This window comes from Pseudomonas sp. FG1 (assembly GCF_034313875.1).
Lineage (GTDB): Bacteria > Pseudomonadota > Gammaproteobacteria > Pseudomonadales > Pseudomonadaceae > Aquipseudomonas > Aquipseudomonas veronii.
In genome coordinates this window covers 1,633,288-1,652,627 of the sequence record NZ_JAVIWP010000001.1, presented here as the reverse complement: position 1 = coordinate 1,652,627, position 19,340 = coordinate 1,633,288, and the positions used below count along the sequence as shown (strand labels likewise).

The following is a 19,340-nucleotide window of genomic DNA, read 5'->3' as shown; positions in this document are numbered from 1 at the left end:
AATTGGATTTGTGCTGATCCAGAGTTATTGCGAGGTCTTCGCCATCTGCTTGTCCGACGTGCGCCAGATCAGGCGCGTGGTGTCATAGCCCTGCTGCCGTGCCCTGCTCAGCAGGTCTTCGCGGGTGTCGGCGCTGACCGTCGGCGTGCGCGACAAGATCCACATATAGCGCCGGCTCGGGCTGCCGACGAGGGCAGTCTTGTAATCATCGCTGACATACAACACCCAGTAGTCGCCCTTGGCGACGCCCGGCAACAGCGCGGTAAACCAGTTATTGAATTCCACCCTGAGCTTGTCGGTCTTGCCCGGCACTTGCGGCGTAGCGGTGCCCTTGGCTTCTTCCCACTTCCAGTCGCTGGTCAGGCAGCGGTTGAACACCGACATATCGCCATCCGGCAACAAGGTGTAGCGGGCCTCGGACTGCGCGCAGTTGCGCTGGAAGTACATCGGCAATCGCGCCAATTCGTACCAGGTGCCCTGGTAACGCTTGAGGTTGACGTTACCCGCGGTCTTGGGTTGCAGATCATCGCCAGAATGGCTGGCGCAGCCCGCCAAAAACAGGCTGGCGCAAAGGAACACAACAAAACGCATCATTCTTCTTCTCCCGCAGGCTTTCGCCCCGGTTTACTTCAGGCCTTGCCCGGAAAACATCAGAACTTTGTCACCGGCATATTGAACGCTGATAAAGCTGTTTTTATCGCCCCAGGTGCAGCTGGACATACCCAGCGCGCCGGAACAATCGGTCGGCTTACCCAGCAACGACTCCACTTCGGCCTTGGCCATGCCAGCCGACAGCTTCGCGTAATTTTCCTGATTGACCTTGCTGCAAGCGGCCAACAGCACGCAAAAGGCCAGCAAAGCGAGACGGCGTAACGACATGGAATAACTCCTGGAGGGACGAGGCAGGTTGGGGGTCTGCCAGAAGCTTAGAAGGGAAAACAGGTGTCTGGTTCCCGACGAACGAAAACAAAAAAGCCCCGAAAACGCTGAAACGTTTCGGGGCTTCTCATCGTTCAAGACTTCACGTCTTGAACGTGCTGAGGGAGCTTGCTCCCTCGCCGCACTTACTTCTGGTGATAGCCGGTCACGCGCTCGACTTCTTCCTTCGAACCCAGGAACACCGCCACGCGCTGGTGCAGGCCTTCGGGCTGGATGTCGAGGATGCGCTGGTGGCCGTCGGTGGACACACCGCCCGCCTGTTCAACCAGGAACGACATCGGGTTGGCTTCGTACATCAGGCGCAGCTTGCCCGGCTTGGACGGCTCGCGGCTGTCACGCGGGTACATGAACACGCCACCGCGGGTCAGGATGCGGTGTACGTCAGCCACCATCGCCGCGACCCAGCGCATGTTGAAGTTTTTCTTCAACGGGCCTTCTTCGCCTTCCATCAACTCGCTGACGTAGCGCTTGACCGGTTCTTCCCAGTGGCGCTGGTTGGACATGTTGATTGCAAATTCCTGGGTAGCAGCAGGAATCACGATGTCTTCGTGGGTCAGCACGAAGCTGCCCATTTCGCGGTCCAGGGTGAAGCCTTTGACGCCGTCGCCCAGGGTCAGCACCAGCATGGTCTGCGGGCCGTAGATCGCATAACCGGCGGCAACCTGCTGGGTGCCCGGCTGCAGGAAGGCCTTTTCGTTCAGGGCTTCGTTCTGGCTCAGGTGTTCGTTCGGGCAACGCAGCACCGAGAAGATGGTGCCGACCGGGGCGTTGATGTCGATGTTGGACGAGCCGTCCAGTGGGTCGAACACCAGCAGGTAGGCGCCTTTCGGGTATTTGCCCGGGATCTGGTAGGCATTGTCCATTTCTTCGGACGCCATGCCGGCCAGGTGACCGCCCCATTCGTTGGCTTCGAGCAGGATCTCGTTGGAGATCACGTCGAGTTTCTTCTGCACTTCGCCTTGGACGTTTTCAGTGCCCATGCTGCCGAGGACGCCACCCAGCGCGCCTTTGGACACGGCGTGGCTGATTTCCTTGCAAGCACGCGCCACCACTTCGATAAGGAAGCGCAGATCGGCAGGCGTGTTGTTACTGCGGGTCTGCTCGATCAAATAGCGACTCAGGGTAACGCGGGACATGGAAGGCTCCGATGTATGGGGGGCTAAAAACCCGCGCAGTTTAACGCGAGTCGGGGCGTATTTCCTCCTATCAGAGGATTTAAACCCAATAGAGTTCATGGACGTTATTTAACGTGCTGCCGCAGGCTTGCGCAGCAAACTGTAAGCCATGGCCCCCAGCGCCGCCACACCGAGCAGCAATACGGCCCAGAGTCCGAGTTTTTTCCAGTTCGGTTCGGTGTCGACAGCGGCCACGAGCGCTGGCGACGTGACCCTGACGTCCCCCGCCACCGTGGCCTGCCCCAAGGTGCTGAGGCGCTCGGCGCTGTAGTCGGGGATCAGGGTCGACAGCGGCAGGTTCGCCGCCTTGGCCGAGGCATTCCCCAGCGCCAGGGTGAACGGCGGCTCGCCCCGCGCCAGGAACACCAACTGAGTGGCGCGCACGGCAACCCGCAGGGTCGGCGCGGCGGTGCCCAGGCCGCCGCCGCGCTCATCCACCTGCAACTTGAGTTCGGCGACCGCCTGGCCCGGCAACTGCAATTGATCCTGCACCACGTCCTGGCCGTTCTGGGTCAGGCGGTACAGCAAACCATTGCTCAACGGCTGCCAGGCTTGCTTGCTGTCGCGTCGCCCCGACAAGGTCACGGGCGCCAGCGTATTGGGTTGTGTCAATTCCACGCGCAAGCGCTCGACGTTCAGCCCCGCCGGCAACTGCCAGGTGTATTCCCCCGCCTGCAGCCGCGTGCCGGAGAGCGGCTGCGACCACACCCATGGCGTCGGCAGGCTGCTGCGGGTGGCGCTGACCAATTTGGCCGAGGTCAACAGCGGCGCCGCCTGGCCCTGCCACAACAGGCGCAGGTAACGCGCCGTTTGCCCCGGCAGGCTGACGTCGTGCTGCTCGACGCGCTCGTCGGCAAACGACAATCGCGCCACTTGCCCGTCGCCCCAGGGCGTCCAGTGCTGCAAGTCATCGCTGGCTTCGATGCTGAATCGCTGGAAGCCTTCTTGTTCGTGGTTCCAGTCGAGACTCAGTTGCTGCAACGGCGCCTTGATCGCACTGACGTCGAGCACCCAGCCGCGCAGCACCTGCTGGCCGGTCGTGGTTGCCGTGGAGGGGCGCACCTCCAGCAAGGTGCCTTCGGCGCTGGACTTCATCACCACCGCTGGCAAGGTTTCGCGGGTGTCGGCGGCGTACAGCGGGAACCACTTCACATCGGCAACGTTACGGTTCTCGGTGTGTTGCGCGGATTGGCGCGACAGCGCGTAGGCCTGGGGCTCACCGGCGGCATTGAATACGCGCAGGTCGCTGAGGTCGGCCTGGCGCGCGCTCAGTTGCACGGCCAGCGGCAATTCGAGGCGATACCACGGGCCGTTGCCGCTGATACTCAGCGGCACCTGGGCGGAGAAGTCGGCGGGCGTTTCCTGGGCCCATACCGACAATGTCGCACACACGCCCACTACCGCCACGCTCAACTTACCGATCAAGAGGATGCTCCTTCAGTTTCCAACACAGGTTCGGCGCGCTTGGGCGGCAGCGGTGCGAAGTAACCCACCACCAGCAACAACCCGCCCACGCCAATGAACGACACGATCCGCGCCAGGCCGCCACGGTTGCTCAGCTCGACAAAAAACAACTTGGCCACCACCACGGCAATCAACGCCGCGCCGATCAGCCAAACTTCGCGACGATGGCGCAGGTGACCGCCGATCATCAGGCCGAGGGCGATCAGGGTCCAGATGATCGACAAACCGGCTTGCACCAGCATCGACTCCAGCAACGCGTCCAGGTGAAACGGCACGCCGCCCCAATGGTGGGCGGTACGCATCACCAGCGCCGTGAAGAACGCAAACAGTGAAGCCCCCGCCACCCCTTGGGCGATCCATTCAGCACGCGGCCCGCGCTGCGGCGCCACACTGCGCGACCACAGATACACGCCAAGCAGGGCAAACAGCAGGCCCAGGTCCAGCGGGTTGATCAGCGGCACATAGGGCAACGGCTTGGCCGTACCGTCACTGAACGTATTGGCCAGCCAGAACCAGCCGAGCATCAGCACCGCCAACGGCAGCGCCGCCAGCACGCGGTACTCCTTGGCATAGGCCGACACCGGCCATGGCCAACTGCGCGGCGCAGCCGCCAGCACCAGGTAGAGGCTCGGCAGGATCGCCCAGCCCAGCCAGCGCCAGGCGTTGTATTCGCTCGACAGCAACAACAGGCCGTAGCGCAGCTCCAGCGCCAGGACGCCGATCAACATCCAGCTACCCAACACATGGGCAACGCTCAGTACTTTGGCCGGAGCCACCGCCGCCAAGCGCCGCAATGAGATGAAATGCACCGCGAACACCGCCAGCCAGGCCAGCCAGCCGAACTGCGCCGCGGGGTGATAGTAGCTATGGGCAGACACCAGCAACACCGCTGCCGCCGCCGGCATCAGCAAGGTGCAGAGCATCGCCAGCGAGGCCCAGCGCAGGCGCGCCGCGAGCAACGTCCAGAGCGCCACGCTCGCTGCGGCGATACCCAGCAGGAACGCGCCCTGCAACTCTTGCGGGATAAACCGCAGCACTTCGCCGATCAGCGCCAGCGCCCACCAGGCCGCGCCCCATACCAGCAACAGGTCAGACAGGCGTTGCAGTTTCAGCACGGCAAACACCGGCGCATGAGGTTCGCGCTGCAAGCGCCAGGCGCCGACCAGAGCGGCCAGGCCCAACACCATTGGCGTCCAGAAACCGCTGTGCGCCAACGGACGCAAACCTTCATTGGTCAACGGCCCGAGCAGTTCCGGCACCGCCAGCAGGAACGACGCGCCGCCGATCAGTTGCAGCAGCAAACCGAACACAAAACTGACGCGCTGTTGCAGGTACAGGCTCAACCAGATGATCAGCAGACCGCTCGCCGCCCACACCCCGCTGGCGCTTTCCCAAGGCAGCACAAACAGCACGGCCAGGTTGATCAACACCAGGCCGGCCAGCAGCACCACCGACAACCCGCGCAACAGGCGCGCGTCGCTGCGCACCATGTCGTCACGGGCCGCCAGCAGCATGCCGCCGATCAACGCCAGCCCGATCAGCGAGGCCGTCAGCAAACCGCCCCAACCCGCGCTGAATACCGCCGCGCCATCACCGCCTTGCAGGCGCAACAAGAACAACGCGCCACCCAGCAGTTGCACGGCGAACGCGGTGAACAGGAAGGTCCGTGAACCGATGCGCAGGCCCACATACAGCGTCGCCAGGCCGGCGAGCGCCCAACTGATGGCGGTGCCTTGGGTCAGCAACAGCAGCGGTGCGAGCAGGTACACGAAGGTCAGCCCGAGGCTGGCCAACACCGGCAAGCCCCTGCGCTCCCAAGCCGCCGCCTGTTCGGTGGAGGCGTTGCGCAACTGCGCAAAGCTGAACAGCAACGCGGCACCCAGCAACAGCGCGCCCAATGGCGCACCGTCCAGCATTGTGTGTGCGCCGACGCGCAGTTCACTGAGGAACGCCAGCGCCGAGCCCAGTTGCAACAACAGGCCGAACGCCCGCGCCAACGGCCGTTGCTGGCGCAGGCCGAGCCAGAAGATCCCGGCGCCTTCCACCGCCCAGGCCGCTGCGGTCCAGCGCGCGTCGAGGCCCAGGGGAATCGCCAGGCTGGCGAAGATCACGCCCAGGGCCAGACAGGTTTCCGCCAGCAGCAAGGCACGCCCGCCACTGAGCAGTCGGGCCAGACCCATGTAGATGATGCCCAGGCCCAGGGCGCTGAACGCAGCGGCAAACTCCAGGTGTTGGACCAGTGCGAACTGCAAGCCGAAGCCCACCAGTGGCGGACCGAACAGCAGGCTGCCGTCGACATAATCGCCCTTGGCCACCGACCAGCGCAGCAGCGCGCCCCGGCTGTCGTCCTCCGGCGCGTCGTTCATCTCCAGCAATTTGCGCCGGGTGAACAGCAGGCCGATGGCCAGGTACATCAGGAAAAACACGATCAGGAACGGCTCGGTGCTCCACAGCAGCTGCGGCGCATACGAACGCAGGCCCCAGGCGAAGCCGATGCCGAAGGTGCCGACAAAGCCGATCAGGTTGAGCAGGCGCCAGGCCTTGAACCAGGCGATGGCGAGGATGCCGGCATTGAGCAGGGCGAAGTAGCTGAACAGCGCCACATGGTTACCGGCGCCGGTGGAAGTCAGGATCGGCGCGGCAAACCCGCCCAGCGCCGCTGCGCAGGCCAGGCCCAACGCATCCTGGGTGATCGCCAGAATCGCCGAAAACAGCGTGACCGCCACCAGCAGGCCCAGCGCCGCGCCCGGGTCGATCAACGGGTGCAGGCGCATTGCGGCAAACACCGTCAGGTACAGCACCGCAATCCCGGTGCCTTGCAGCATCAAGCCGTAATTGCTGTTGCGCAGCCGCAACCACCAGCCCAGGCCCAGCAGGCCCAAGGCGGCGGCGGCAACCCCGGCATAACGCAGTTCGATCGGCACCACCATGCCTTCGGTGGCATAACGCAGCAAAAAGGCCAGGCCGAGGAACAGCAGCACCACGCCGACGCGCAACACGGTATTGCCGCCGAACAGCCAATTGCGCGCGCCGCGGATGGCGCGCTCGATCAGGTTCGGGCCTCGGGGGATAACCGGTTCAGGTGCAGGCGGTTTCTCGGCAGGTTTCCAGACATCCGCCGGTAATGGCTGACTCGGTTCGGCAACGATGGCGACGGGTGTTGGCGCCAGTTCAGCGGGCAACTCCCAGACAAGTTCGGGTGCCTCGGCTGGCGGAGCAGATTCGGCAACGGGGGATTCGACCACCACACTGTGCGCCAGCGGCGCAGGTTCGGGTGCAGGCTTTTCCATTTGCGCCAGGCGTTGTTCCAGCGCGGTGAGCGCTTTCTGCGCGGTCTCCAACTGACGGCCTTGTTCATCCATGCGCGAAGCCAGCATCGACAGGCGAATCGCCTGGCCAATGCCCAACCCCAGCAGCGCGCCGATGCCCGCGTCGCCGAACGACTCATCGAGCGTCCAGCCGAGCGCCAGCCCAATCAGCATGAAAATCCATTGCATGGTCGATATTCCCTAAGCAAACCGGGACCTAGTATATCGACGCAGGACCAATGTGGGAGGGGCTTGCCCCGATAGCGGTGTGCCAGTCGACATATCTGCAAACTGACAGTCCGCTATCGGGGCAAGCCCCCTCCCACATTTTGGTTTTGGGGTGTTTAGTCGAGCGCTTTCCAGATCTCGGTGGCGTATTCGCGGATCGTGCGGTCCGAAGAGAACCAGCCCATCCGCGCGGTATTGAGCACCGCCGAACGCCACCATTCCTTGGAATCATGCCAATGCGCGTCGACCCGGGTCTGCGCCTCCCAGTAGGCATCGAAGTCGGCACACACCAGGAAGCGGTCGTACTCGATCAGCCCATCGATCAAGCCCACATAACGGCCCGGATCGTCCGGCGAGAACACCCCGCCGCGAATCGCTTGCAACACATCGCTCAAACGATGGGACGCGGCGATGTCCGGCCCGGCGTGGAATTCACCGGCGTGCTTGCGGGCCTCCACCTGCTGGGCGCTGAGGCCGAAGATAAACATGTGCTCGCCGCCCACGCGCTCGTGCATCTCGACGTTGGCGCCGTCCATGGTGCCGATGGACAGCGCGCCGTTAAGGCCGAACTTCATGTTGCTGGTGCCCGATGCTTCAAAGCCGGCGGTGGAAATCTGCTCCGACAAGTCCGCCGCCGGGATGATGCTTTCCGCCAGGCTGACGTTGTAGTTGGGCAGGAACACCACCTTGAGCAAGCCGCGCACGGTGGGGTCGTTGTTGACGGTGCGGGCGATGTCGTTGGTCAGCTTGATGATCAGCTTGGCCTGGTGATAGCTCGCCGCCGCCTTGCCGGCGAAGATCTTCACTCGCGGCACCCAGTCGGTCTCGGGCTCGGCACGGATCGCCTGGTACAGCGCCACGGTGTGCAGCAGGTTGAGCAACTGGCGCTTGTACTCGTGGATGCGCTTGACCTGCACGTCGAACATCGCCGCCGGGTTGACCGCAATACCCAGACGCTCATGGATGATCTCGGCCAGCGCGCGCTTGCTGTGCAGGCGTTGTTCGGCAAAGGCCTTGCGGAAGGCCTGCTTCTCGGCGAACGGTTCGAGTTCGATCAGGCGCTGTTCGGGCTTGTCGAGGATGTCCGCACCCAGCGCGTCGACGAGCATGCCGGTGAGTTGGGGGTTGGCCTGGTACAGCCAGCGGCGGAAGGTGATGCCGTTGGTTTTGTTGTTGATGCGCTCCGGGTACAGCTTGTGCAGTTCGGAGAACACCGTGCTGCGCATCAGTTGGGTGTGCAGGCCGGATACGCCGTTGACGCTATGGGAGCCGAGGAACGCCAGGTTGCCCATCCGCACGCGGCGGCCGTTGTCTTCTTCGATCAGCGACACGGCGCGCAGCACGTCGAAATCGTGGATGCCCTTGGCGCGCAGCGAGTCGATGTGCTGCGCGTTGATCAGGTAGATGATCTGCATGTGCCGGGGCAGCATGCGTTCCATCAGGCCGACCGGCCAGGTTTCCAGGGCTTCGGGCAGCAGTGTGTGGTTGGTGTACGACAGGGTTTCGATGGTGACGTCCCACGCCGCGTCCCAGGGAATATCGTGCAGGTCCACCAGTTGCCGCATCAACTCGGCGACCGCGATGGACGGGTGCGTGTCGTTGAGCTGAATGGCGGCATGTTCGCCCAGGCTCAGCACCGAGCCGTGCATGTTCTTGTGGCGGCGCAGCAGGTCTTGCAGCGAGGCCGAGACGAAGAAGTATTCCTGGCGCAGGCGCAGTTCCTGCCCCGCTTCGGTGCTGTCGGCCGGGTAAAGCACTCGGGAGATGCTTTCGGCGCGGGCCACTTCGGCGACGGCGCCCAAATGGTCGCCGGCGTTGAAGCGCTCCAGGTGCAGGTCTTCCACGGCGCGCGCACGCCACAGCCGCAGGGTGTTGACGCTGGCGCCGCGCCAGCCGACCACCGGAGTGTCGTAGGCCACGGCCCGCACGGTTTCGCTGGGCGACCACACCTGAATCAGCTTGCCGCCGGCATCGGCGAGGGTTTCGACGCTGCCGCCGAAGCCGATCGGGTAGATCACTTCAGCCCGTTCGAACTCCCACGGGTTGCCGAAATCCAGCCAGCGCTCGGTCTGTTCCTGCTGCCAGCCATCGACAATCGCCTGGCGGAACAGCCCGTGCTCATAGCGAATGCCATAACCATGGCCGGCAATGCCCAGGGTCGACATGCTTTCCATAAAGCACGCCGCCAGGCGCCCCAGACCGCCGTTGCCGAGCGCTGCGTCGGGCTCCAGCAGGCGGATGCGTTCCAGGTCGACACCCAACTCGGTGAGCGCTTCGCGAGCGATCTCCAGCAGGCCGAGGTTGCTCAGGCTGTCGAAGAGCAGGCGGCCGATGAGGAATTCCAGCGAGAGGTAATACACCCGCTTCTGGCCTTTGCGGTAGATTTGCCGCGTATGGTTCATCCAGTGATCGACCATCTGGTCGCGGGCGGCCAGGGCAATGGCTTCGAACCAGTCATGGTCGAAGGCGTGATCCGGGTCTTTGCCCACCGCGTAGGTGAGTTTGGTCAAGACAGCATCGCGAAATGCGGCTACCTCTGCTTCTCGTGCAAGCGGTTCCTGAGACATCGGTGTGACCTCGGGCGAGATTGAAGGAGTTGCTAGAGCCTAGTCGGTCTGACCGGCGGTCGACGCGCTGGTTCGGCAGTTTTTTAACTCATTCACCTTTGCATGAATTTAATGCAGGGGTCGTGCCCGATCACTGTTCGAGCCGCCTTCGAGCTGAAAACCCGAAAATATTGTTCAAAAAACCATCAATCCCGGTATGATCGCGCGCCCGGATACCGCCCCACCTTGGAACCCTGATGAAGCCTCAACTGATCGCCGCCGCGGAACTCGACCGTCTCGAGACCTGGCAGAAATATTCCGCCCACATGTGCGGAGGCTGCGTGTCCAGCTGCTGCACGCTGCCGGTCGAAGTGAAGATCAAAGACTTGATCCGCATTGGCATCGTCGATGAATTCGAGCGCGGCGACCCGCCGAAGAACATCGCCAAGCGTTTGCAGAAGGAAGGCATCGTCGAGCGCTACAACAGCAAATCCGAGATCTTCACCCTGCAGCGCATGAGCAACAACGACTGCCTGTACCTGGATCGTAAGACGCGCTTCTGCACTATTTATGACAAGCGCCCGGATACCTGCCGCAACCACCCGAAAATCGGCCCGCGGCCGGGGTATTGCGCGTACAAGCCCAAAGAAGTGGTGCGCGAGACCAATTTCAAGACTCTCGATAAGTTCTGATCCATGTTTTGCAGGGTTCTCAAGGGCCCTATCGGGGGCAAGCCCCCTCCCACAGTTTTGATTTGTGAACGCCTTCAAAATGTGGGAGGGGCTTGCCCCCGATAGGGCCGGCACCTTCAGCACAAAACCTGCAGACATAAAAAAACGCCCCCGGCCTTTCGACCGGGGGCGTTTTTCATTCAGCCTGAGTTAACTCAGTTCTTGGCTTTCTTGGCAGCGCGGGTACGCTCGCCTTCGTCCAGGATCTTCTTACGCAGGCGGATCGACTTAGGCGTGACTTCGCACAGCTCGTCGTCCTGGATGAATTCCAGGGCCTGTTCCAGGGTGAAGCGAACAGGTGGAACCAGAGCGATGGTTTCGTCTTTACCCGAAGCACGCATGTTGTCGAGCTTCTTGCCTTTGGTTGGGTTGACGCCCATGTCGTTGTCACGGCTGTTCAGACCAACGATCTGACCGTTGTAGATCTCTTGACCGTGTTCAACGAACAGCTTGCCACGCGCCTGGAGGGTTTCCAGGGAGTAGGTCAGCGCCTTGCCGGTTTCAACCGAAACCAGAACACCGTTCTGACGGCCGGACATGTCGCCGGACTTCATGGTGTCGTAGCGATCGAAGATCGAGGTCAGGATGCCAGCACCGTTGGTCAGGGTCAGGAACTGGTTACGGAAACCGATCAGACCACGCGCAGGGATGTTGTATTCCAGACGCACACGGCCTTTGCCATCCGGCACCATGTTGGTCAGGTCGCCCTTACGCAGGCCCATCTCTTCCATGACCTTGCCCTGGGATTCTTCAGGGGTGTCGATGGTGACGTTTTCGAACGGTTCCTGCTTCACGCCGTCAACAGTACGGATGATCACTTCAGGACGACCAACGCCCATTTCGAAGCCTTCGCGACGCATGGTTTCGATCAGTACCGAGAGGTGCAGCTCACCACGGCCGGAAACCTTGAACTTGTCAGCCGAGTCGCCTTCTTCAACGCGCAGTGCCACGTTGTAGAGCAGCTCTTTGTCCAGACGTTCCTTGATGTTACGGGAGGTCACGAACTTGCCTTCTTTACCGCAGAAAGGCGAGTCGTTTACCTGGAAGGTCATGGAAACGGTTGGCTCGTCGACGGTCAGAGGCTTCATCGCCTCGACAGTGTCCGGCTGGCACAGGGTGTCGGAGATGAACAGCGAGTCCATACCGCTGACGCACACGATGTCGCCGGCGAACGCTTCTTCAACGTCGATGCGGTGCAGGCCGTGGTGACCCATCAGCTTCAGGATACGACCGTTGCGCTTCTTGCCGTCGGCGCCGATAGCGACAACCGGAGTGTTCGGCTTGACGCTACCACGAGCGATACGGCCAACGCCGATAACACCCAGGAAGCTGTTGTAGTCCAGTGCCGAGATTTGCATCTGGAACGGACCGTCACGGTCAACCTTCGGTGGTGGAACGTGGTCAACGATGGCCTGGTACAGCGGGGTCATGTCTTCCGCCATGGCGGTGTGATCCAGACCGGCGATACCGTTCAGGGCCGAAGCGTAGATAACCTGGAAGTCCAGTTGTTCTTCGGTAGCACCCAGGTTGTCGAACAGATCGAAGATCTGGTCCAGAACCCAATCCGGACGCGCGCCTGGACGGTCAACCTTGTTGATGCACACGATCGGACGCAGGCCGGCTTCGAACGCCTTCTTGGTCACGAAACGGGTTTGCGGCATAGGGCCGTCTTGAGCGTCAACCAGCAGCAGAACGGAGTCGACCATCGACATTACGCGTTCTACTTCGCCGCCGAAGTCGGCGTGGCCCGGGGTATCCACGATGTTGATGTGGTAGCCGTTCCAGTTGATAGCGGTGTTTTTAGCCAGGATGGTAATACCGCGCTCTTTTTCCTGGTCGTTGGAGTCCATCACGCGCTCGTCGTTGAGCTCGTTGCGCTCCAGGGTGCCGGATTGACGCAAGAGTTTGTCTACCAGGGTGGTTTTACCATGGTCAACGTGAGCAATGATGGCGATGTTACGTAGATTTTCGATCACTTGTGTATCTCGATCAGAGGATTCGGTGTGCTGACAGGTCGTGGCAGCGATTAACAGTAGAGTCAGGCCTTGCCGTTACAGCTTGACGGCAGAGTCGGGGGGCCGGTGACGCAGGCCACAGGCAAACAGCCCCGGGCTCTTAGCTCGGTCGATAAACGCGCACATTGGCATGCCCCTCACTGAGCAAATGGTGGGCATGCAGGCGACTCATCACGCCTTTGTCGCAATACAGCAGGTACTGACGGCTGTTATCCAGTTCCTTGAAACGCGCGTTCAATGCATAGAACGGCAGCGTTTGTACGTCGATGCCAGCGATTTCCAGCGGCTCGTCTTCAGCGGCATCCGGGTGACGGATGTCGATGATGATCTGACCGGCCAGGGCTTCGCTGACTTCTTCGATCTGCACATCCTGGCCCAACTCGTCGATGACACGATCGATCGGGACCAGTTTGGCGTTCTCGAGCGCACGCTCCAGAACCGCCATATCAAACTGTTGTTCTTCATACTCCACGCGGTTGCGCTTGGCGTGGGTCTTGGGGTTCACCGAGATGACCCCGCAATATTCGGGCATGTGCTTGGCGAAGTCGGCAGTGCCGATCTGTTCCGCCAGGTCGATGATGTCCTGCTTATGGCTGGCGATCAGCGGGCGCAGCACCAGCTTCTCGGTCACGCAATCGATGAGCGACAGGTTCGGCAGCGTCTGGCTGGATACCTGGGAAATCGCTTCGCCGGTCACCAGCGCGTCGATCTGCAGTTGATCGGCAATTCGGGACGCTGCGCGCAACATCATACGCTTCAATACTACGCCCATATGACTGTTATCGACTTTGCCGAGAATTTCGCCCAGTACTTCCTCGAACGGCACGCTGACAAACAGCACGCGTTGGGAGCTGCCGTACTTCTTCCAGATATAGTGCGCGACTTCCATCACGCCCAATTCGTGGGCACGCCCGCCCAGGTTGAAGAAGCAGAAGTGGCTCATCAGGCCGCGGCGCATGATCTGGTAGGCCGCCACTGTGGAATCGAAACCGCCGGACATCAAGACCAGGGTCTGTTCCAGGGCGCCCAACGGGTAGCCACCAATGCTATTGTGCTGGCTGTGGATCACAAACAACCGTTGGTCGCGAATTTCCATCCGCACTTCAATTTGCGGCGCCTTGAGGGAAATTCCGGCAGCGCCGCACTCGCGACGCAGCTTGCTGCCGACGTATTTTTCCACATCCATGGAGCTGAACGGGTGCTTGCCGGCACGCTTGCAGCGCACCGAAAAAATCTTGCCTTCAAGCTCGCTGCCGAAGTGCTGTTTGCACTTTTCGGTGATGTCGTCGAAGTCGCCCAGCGGGTACTCGTCGACCTGCAGGAAATGCGCGATGCCCGGCATGCAGCTCAGGCGCTCGGTCATATCCTTCAAGGCCTTGGCGTCGGTGACACGGGTTTCCAGCTCGAGATTGTCCCACACACCGTTCACCACCACAGCCGGGTCCAGATCGCGGAGCACGGCACGGATGTTCTTGGCCAACTGACGGATGAAACGCATCCGTACCGGTCGGCTTTTGATGGTGATCTCGGGGAAGACTTTAACGATTAATTTCATGGAAACAGCGCGCGCAGGGCCTGCCGAAAAAGGGGGGCGCGGATTATAGCGGAAATCGCTCAAGGTTTAACCAGTTAATATGCATCAACGGTGCAACGCACCAAAAAAGGTCATTTGCGCAAATGCACGCCACATTGCAGTGCGTTATTTATTCCATTTCCGCGGTTTGCACTGTTATAGGGGCCATTTTGACGCAAAAAGGCCATGTTGGCGCACTGGCATGCAATTTGCTCTCTTGTGAGGCAGGTTGCCATGGCGGACTATCCGCGCCGGCATCACCCACATTCTAAGGGCTAACTCCACTACCCAGCCCGAAGCCACCCCGGAGGACACCATGTCGAAGTCGGTTCAACTCATCAAAGATCATGACGTTAAGTGGATTGATCTGCGCTTCACGGACACAAAAGGCACTCAGCACCACGTGACCATGCCGGCTCGCGACGCGCTGGATGACGCGTTCTTCGAAGAAGGCAAAATGTTCGACGGTTCCTCCATTGCCGGTTGGAAAGGCATCGAAGCTTCCGACATGATCCTGATGCCGGACGACAGCACTGCCGTGCTGGACCCGTTCACCGAAGACCCAACCCTGATCATCGTCTGCGACGTGATCGAGCCTTCGACCATGCAAGGCTACGACCGCGACCCACGTGCGATCGCCAAGCGTGCCGAGGAATACCTGAAGTCGACCGGTATCGGCGACACCGTATTCGTAGGCCCAGAGCCAGAATTCTTCATCTTTGATTCGGTCAAGTTCAAGTCCGACATCTCCGGCTCCATGTTCAAGATTTTCTCCGAACAAGGTTCGTGGATGTCCGACCAGGACGTAGAAGGCGGCAACAAAGGCCACCGTCCAGGTATCAAAGGTGGCTACTTCCCAGTTCCGCCATTCGACCACGACCACGAAATCCGTACCTCCATGTGCAACGCCATGGAAGAAATGGGCCTGGTCATCGAAGTACACCACCACGAAGTGGCGACTGCCGGCCAGAACGAAATCGGTGTGAAGTTCAACACCCTGGTTGCCAAGGCTGACGAAGTCCAGACCCTGAAGTACTGCGTACACAACGTGGCTGATGCCTACGGCCGTACCGCAACCTTCATGCCTAAGCCTCTGTACGGCGATAACGGTTCGGGTATGCACGTTCACCTGTCCATCGCTAAAGATGGCAAGAACACCTTCGCTGGCGAAGGTTATGCCGGCCTGTCCGACACCGCCCTGTACTTCATCGGCGGCATCATCAAGCACGGTAAGGCCCTGAACGGCTTCACCAACCCGTCGACCAACTCCTACAAGCGTCTGGTCCCAGGTTTCGAAGCACCGGTAATGCTGGCCTACTCGGCTCGTAACCGCTCCGCATCGATCCGTATTCCTTACGTGTCCAGCCCGCGCGCTCGCCGTATCGAAGCCCGCTTCCCGGACCCGGCAGCCAACCCGTACCTGGGCTTCGCTGCACTGCTGATGGCTGGCCTGGACGGCATCCAGAACAAGATCCACCCAGGCGACGCCGCCGACAAAAACTTGTACGACCTGCCGCCTGAAGAGGCCAAAGAGATCCCACAAGTGTGCGGCAGCCTGAAAGAAGCCCTGGAAGAGCTGGACAAGGGCCGTGCGTTCCTGACCAAAGGCGGCGTATTCAGCGACGACTTCATCGATGCCTACATCGAGCTGAAAAGCGAAGAAGAAATCAAAGTCCGCACCTTCGTACACCCACTGGAATACGAGCTGTACTACAGCTGCTGATCCGGTAGCGTCGCTTAACGTGGCGTGATCGAAAAAGACCTCCTTCGGGAGGTCTTTTTTTGCCCGGGGATTACACAGCTCCGCACCTGCAAACCCAATCAAAAAGGTGGGAGGGAGCTTGCTCCCGATAGCCGTGGATCAGTTGATACCGGTGCTGACTGACGCTCTGCTATCGGGGGCAAGCCCCCTCTCACAAGGAGATCAGCATTGAAACGTCGACTTGTGTTCGCTCTGTTATTCGTCAGTGCCAGTGCGAGCGCTGCGCCGCCCAGCCTCGAACCTTTACTCAACAGCATCGCCGAGCGCCTGGCGATCGCCGACCAGGTCGCCCTGAGCAAGTGGGACAGCCACAAGCCCGTAGAAGACAAGAAACGCGAGCAAGAGGTGATCGCCAGCGTCGTCGCCCAGGCCCCGAGCTATAAGCTGGACCCTGTCGCCGCCGGGCAGTTCTTCTCGGCACAGATCGAAGCGAACAAACTGGTGCAGTACGCCCATCTTTCCGACTGGCAGTTCCAGGGCAAGGCCCCCGACGATCCGCGCCCGGACCTGGTCAAGCAGATTCGCCCGCAACTGGACCAACTGCAAAAACGCCTGCTGCAGCAATTGGCCGACTTCAGCCCGCAGCGCACCGACCCACAGTGCCCGCAATGGCTGGCCGAAGCCGTGCATGAGCCGCTCAATGAGCCGATGCAGCAGTTGGCGATGATCCGCGCGACCGCCGAGCTGTGTATCTACAAAAACTAAAACGGTAAACCCGATCCAAAAATGCGGGAGGAGGCAATCCCCCTCCCACATTTGATTTGTGTGAATTCGCGCTTCCTGAACAATCGTCACAAAATCGCACTATATTGGTGCGATAGCCTGCACCCTTCCCACCGACCCAGCCCATTTTGGTTCGAAACTACCCGATGAAGCTGGCAGAACGCCACAGTTTCGAGCCTTAAACCCTTATTTCAGGGCTTAAACGCTTCTTTTCGGAGCCTTGGTTTGGTTTTTGCATTTTCCTTGTATCAGCGTGTGCCTCAAGCCCGCGCCTTGCTCCAAAAGAGGTCCTGATGACCATCAGCGATGCACTGCACCGTTTGTTACTCGACAACCTGACCACCGCGACCATCCTGCTCAATGACGACCTGCGCCTTGAGTACATGAACCCGGCGGCGGAGATGCTCCTGGCCATCAGCGGGCAGCGCAGCCATGGGCAGTTCATCAGCGAGTTGTTCACCGAGTCGGCCGAAGCCTTGAGCTCGTTGCGCCAGGCAGTGGAGCAGGCACATCCGTTCACCAAGCGCGAAGCGATGCTCACCGCCCTGACCGGCCAGACCCTGACCGTCGACTACGCCGTGACCCCGATCCTGAGCAACGGCAGCACCCTGCTGCTGCTCGAAGTCCACCCGCGTGACCGCCTGCTGCGCATCACCAAGGAAGAAGCGCAGTTGTCCAAGCAGGAAACCAGCAAGATGCTGGTGCGCGGCCTGGCCCACGAGATCAAGAACCCGTTGGGCGGGATTCGCGGCGCGGCGCAGTTGCTGGCTCGTGAGCTGCCGGACGAGCACCTCAAGGACTACACCAACGTCATCATCGAAGAGGCTGACCGCCTGCGTAATCTGGTGGACCGCATGCTCGGCTCCAACAAGCTGCCGTCGCTGGCGATGACCAACGTGCATGAGGTGCTGGAGCGTGTCTGCCAGTTGGTCGAGGCCGAAAGCCAAGGCTGCATTACCTTGGTGCGCGACTATGACCCGAGCATTCCCGACGTGTTGATCGACCGCGAGCAGATGATCCAGGCGGTGCTCAACATCGTGCGCAACGCCATGCAGGCCATCAGCAGCCAGAACGAGCTGCGCCTGGGCCGCATCAGCCTGCGCACCCGCGCCTTGCGCCAGTTCACCATCGGCCACGTGCGCCATCGTCTGGTGACCAAAGTCGAAATCACCGACAACGGCCCGGGCATTCCAGCAGAACTGCAGGAAACCATTTTCTTCCCCATGGTCAGCGGCCGCCCGGACGGTACCGGGCTGGGCCTGGCCATTACCCAGAACATCATCAGCCAGCACCAGGGTCTGATCGAATGTGAGAGCCATCCTGGCCACACCACGTTCTCGATCTTTCTGCCTCTGGAACAAGGAGCCCCATCGACATGAGCCGTAGTGAAACTGTCTGGATCGTCGATGACGACCGTTCTATCCGCTGGGTCCTCGAGAAAGCCCTGCAACAGGAAGGCATGACCACCCAGAGCTTCGACAGCGCTGACGGGGTGATGAGCCGCCTGGCGCGCCAGCAGCCCGACGTGATCATCTCCGACATCCGCATGCCCGGTGCCAGCGGCCTGGACCTGCTGGCGCGGATTCGCGAGCAGCACCCGCGCCTGCCGGTGATCATCATGACCGCACACTCGGACCTGGACAGCGCTGTCGCGTCCTATCAGGGCGGCGCCTTTGAGTACCTGCCCAAGCCGTTCGACGTGGACGAAGCGGTGGCGCTGGTCAAGCGCGCCAACCAGCACGCCCAGGAACAGCAGAACCAGGAAGCCCCGCCCGCCCTGACCCGCACCCCGGAAATCATCGGTGAAGCGCCGGCGATGCAGGAAGTGTTTCGCGCCATCGGGCGCTTGAGCCACTCCAACATCACCGTGCTGATCAACGGCGAGTCGGGCACCGGTAAAGAACTGGTGGCCCACGCCCTGCACCGCCACAGCCCGCGGGCGGCGTCGCCGTTCATTGCGCTGAACATGGCGGCGATTCCGAAGGACTTGATGGAGTCCGAACTGTTCGGCCACGAGAAAGGCGCCTTCACCGGCGCGGCCAACCTGCGGCGCGGGCGGTTTGAACAGGCGGACGGCGGCACGCTGTTCCTCGATGAAATCGGCGACATGCCGGCCGATACCCAGACCCGCTTGCTGCGCGTGCTGGCGGACGGCGAGTTCTACCGTGTGGGCGGGCATACGCCGGTCAAGGTTGACGTGCGTATCATCGCCGCGACTCACCAGAACCTGGAAACCCTGGTGCATGCGGGCAAGTTCCGTGAGGACTTGTTCCACCGCCTCAACGTGATCCGCATCCACATCCCGCGCATGTCGGACCGTCGCGAAGACATCCCGACCCTCGCGCGCCACTTCCTCAGCCGCGCCGCCCAGGAGCTGGCCGTCGAGCCGAAGCTGCTGAAAAGCGAGACCGAGGAATACCTGAAGAACCTGCCGTGGCCCGGCAACGTGCGCCAGTTGGAGAACACCTGCCGCTGGATCACGGTCATGGCGTCCGGGCGCGAAGTGCATATCAGCGACCTGCCGCCGGAGCTGCTCAGCCTGCCGCAGGATTCGGCCCCCGTGACCAACTGGGAACAGGCGCTGCGCCAATGGGCCGACCAGGCCCTGGCACGCGGCCAGTCGAACCTGCTGGACAGCGCCGTGCCGGCCTTCGAACGGATCATGATCGAAACCGCCCTCAAGCACACCGCCGGCCGCCGTCGCGATGCCGCCGTGCTGCTGGGTTGGGGCCGCAATACCCTGACGCGCAAGATCAAGGAACTGGGGATGAAGGTCGATGGCGGGGATGATGACGAAGGTGACGAGGGCTGAATCTCAGCCCCACTGAAGATCCAATGTGGGAGGGGCTTGCCCCCGATAGCGGCATGTCAGTCGG

At 61.4% G+C, this 19,340-nt stretch carries 13 protein-coding genes; 5 read left to right on the top strand and 8 right to left on the bottom strand.

What is annotated here, in order from left to right; translation table 11 throughout:
- Positions 1-24 precede the first annotated feature (24 nt).
- The 6 genes from RGV59_RS07640 to RGV59_RS07615 all read right to left on the bottom strand — a co-directional run bounded on the left by RGV59_RS07640 (position 25) and on the right by RGV59_RS07615 (position 9,681).
- Positions 25-594, bottom strand: a complete 570-nt coding sequence (locus RGV59_RS07640; RefSeq protein ID WP_017849913.1) for a lipocalin family protein — start codon at positions 592-594, stop codon at positions 25-27.
- 30 nt (positions 595-624) lie between these two features.
- The gene (locus RGV59_RS07635) at positions 625-879 is read right to left on the bottom strand and encodes a hypothetical protein (RefSeq protein ID WP_017849914.1); all 255 of its coding nucleotides are present in this window, start codon (positions 877-879) and stop codon (positions 625-627) included.
- Positions 880-1,064: 185 nt separating this feature from the next.
- The gene (locus RGV59_RS07630; protein ID WP_046490869.1) at positions 1,065-2,075 is read right to left on the bottom strand and encodes a class 1 fructose-bisphosphatase; all 1,011 of its coding nucleotides are present in this window, start codon (positions 2,073-2,075) and stop codon (positions 1,065-1,067) included.
- A gap of 108 nt (positions 2,076-2,183) precedes the next feature.
- The gene (locus RGV59_RS07625) at positions 2,184-3,536 is read right to left on the bottom strand and encodes a DUF3999 domain-containing protein (RefSeq protein WP_126585404.1); all 1,353 of its coding nucleotides are present in this window, start codon (positions 3,534-3,536) and stop codon (positions 2,184-2,186) included.
- Complete coding sequence (locus RGV59_RS07620; protein ID WP_126585338.1) at positions 3,536-7,075, bottom strand: DUF2339 domain-containing protein; 3,540 nt, start codon at positions 7,073-7,075, stop codon at positions 3,536-3,538. The genes RGV59_RS07625 and RGV59_RS07620 overlap by 1 nt, the downstream gene beginning before the upstream one ends.
- Positions 7,076-7,230: 155 nt before the next feature.
- Entirely contained in the window at positions 7,231-9,681 is a 2,451-nt protein-coding gene (locus RGV59_RS07615) for a glycogen/starch/alpha-glucan phosphorylase (RefSeq protein ID WP_102617224.1), read from the bottom strand.
- Between the two features lie 236 nt (positions 9,682-9,917).
- On the opposite strand from RGV59_RS07615, the gene RGV59_RS07610 reads away from it, so the two are divergent.
- Positions 9,918-10,352 (top strand): YkgJ family cysteine cluster protein, encoded by a 435-nt coding sequence (locus RGV59_RS07610; protein ID WP_017849920.1) that lies wholly within the window; start codon positions 9,918-9,920, stop codon positions 10,350-10,352.
- Positions 10,353-10,546: 194 nt separating this feature from the next.
- Here the strand turns inward: RGV59_RS07610 and typA are convergent, their stop codons facing one another.
- Complete coding sequence (gene typA / locus RGV59_RS07605) at positions 10,547-12,367, bottom strand: translational GTPase TypA (RefSeq protein WP_017849921.1); 1,821 nt, start codon at positions 12,365-12,367, stop codon at positions 10,547-10,549.
- 139 nt (positions 12,368-12,506) lie between these two features.
- The gene (thiI, locus tag RGV59_RS07600) at positions 12,507-13,961 is read right to left on the bottom strand and encodes a tRNA uracil 4-sulfurtransferase ThiI (protein WP_046384997.1); all 1,455 of its coding nucleotides are present in this window, start codon (positions 13,959-13,961) and stop codon (positions 12,507-12,509) included.
- Positions 13,962-14,295: 334 nt separating this feature from the next.
- Here thiI and glnA point away from each other — a divergent pair, with 334 nt between their 5' ends.
- The 4 genes from glnA to ntrC all read left to right on the top strand — a co-directional run bounded on the left by glnA (position 14,296) and on the right by ntrC (position 19,276).
- Entirely contained in the window at positions 14,296-15,702 is a 1,407-nt protein-coding gene (glnA, locus tag RGV59_RS07595; protein ID WP_017849923.1) for a glutamate--ammonia ligase, read from the top strand.
- A gap of 207 nt (positions 15,703-15,909) precedes the next feature.
- Complete coding sequence (locus RGV59_RS07590; protein ID WP_046490877.1) at positions 15,910-16,446, top strand: chorismate mutase; 537 nt, start codon at positions 15,910-15,912, stop codon at positions 16,444-16,446.
- A 311-nt stretch (positions 16,447-16,757) separates the two neighbouring features.
- On the top strand, positions 16,758-17,843 hold the full coding sequence (glnL, locus tag RGV59_RS07585) for a nitrogen regulation protein NR(II) (RefSeq protein WP_017849925.1): 1,086 nt from the start codon (positions 16,758-16,760) through the stop codon (positions 17,841-17,843).
- Complete coding sequence (ntrC, locus tag RGV59_RS07580; RefSeq protein ID WP_003218003.1) at positions 17,840-19,276, top strand: nitrogen regulation protein NR(I); 1,437 nt, start codon at positions 17,840-17,842, stop codon at positions 19,274-19,276. The genes glnL and ntrC overlap by 4 nt, the downstream gene beginning before the upstream one ends.
- Positions 19,277-19,340 lie beyond the last annotated feature (64 nt).

Bases quoted from the DNA above. Each gene is read 5' to 3' on its own strand.
- RGV59_RS07640 (WP_017849913.1), bottom strand. From the start codon at position 594: ATGATGCGTTTTGTTGTGTTCCTTTGCGCCAGCCTGTTTTTGGCGGGC.
- RGV59_RS07635 (WP_017849914.1), bottom strand. From the start codon at position 879: ATGTCGTTACGCCGTCTCGCTTTGCTGGCCTTTTGCGTGCTGTTGGCC.
- RGV59_RS07630 (WP_046490869.1), bottom strand. From the start codon at position 2,075: ATGTCCCGCGTTACCCTGAGTCGCTATTTGATCGAGCAGACCCGCAGT.
- RGV59_RS07620 (WP_126585338.1), bottom strand. From the start codon at position 7,075: ATGCAATGGATTTTCATGCTGATTGGGCTGGCGCTCGGCTGGACGCTC.
- RGV59_RS07615 (WP_102617224.1), bottom strand. From the start codon at position 9,681: ATGTCTCAGGAACCGCTTGCACGAGAAGCAGAGGTAGCCGCATTTCGC.
- RGV59_RS07610 (WP_017849920.1), top strand. From the start codon at position 9,918: ATGAAGCCTCAACTGATCGCCGCCGCGGAACTCGACCGTCTCGAGACC.
- thiI (WP_046384997.1), bottom strand. From the start codon at position 13,961: ATGAAATTAATCGTTAAAGTCTTCCCCGAGATCACCATCAAAAGCCGA.
- glnA (WP_017849923.1), top strand. From the start codon at position 14,296: ATGTCGAAGTCGGTTCAACTCATCAAAGATCATGACGTTAAGTGGATT.
- glnL (WP_017849925.1), top strand. From the start codon at position 16,758: ATGACCATCAGCGATGCACTGCACCGTTTGTTACTCGACAACCTGACC.
- ntrC (WP_003218003.1), top strand. From the start codon at position 17,840: ATGAGCCGTAGTGAAACTGTCTGGATCGTCGATGACGACCGTTCTATC.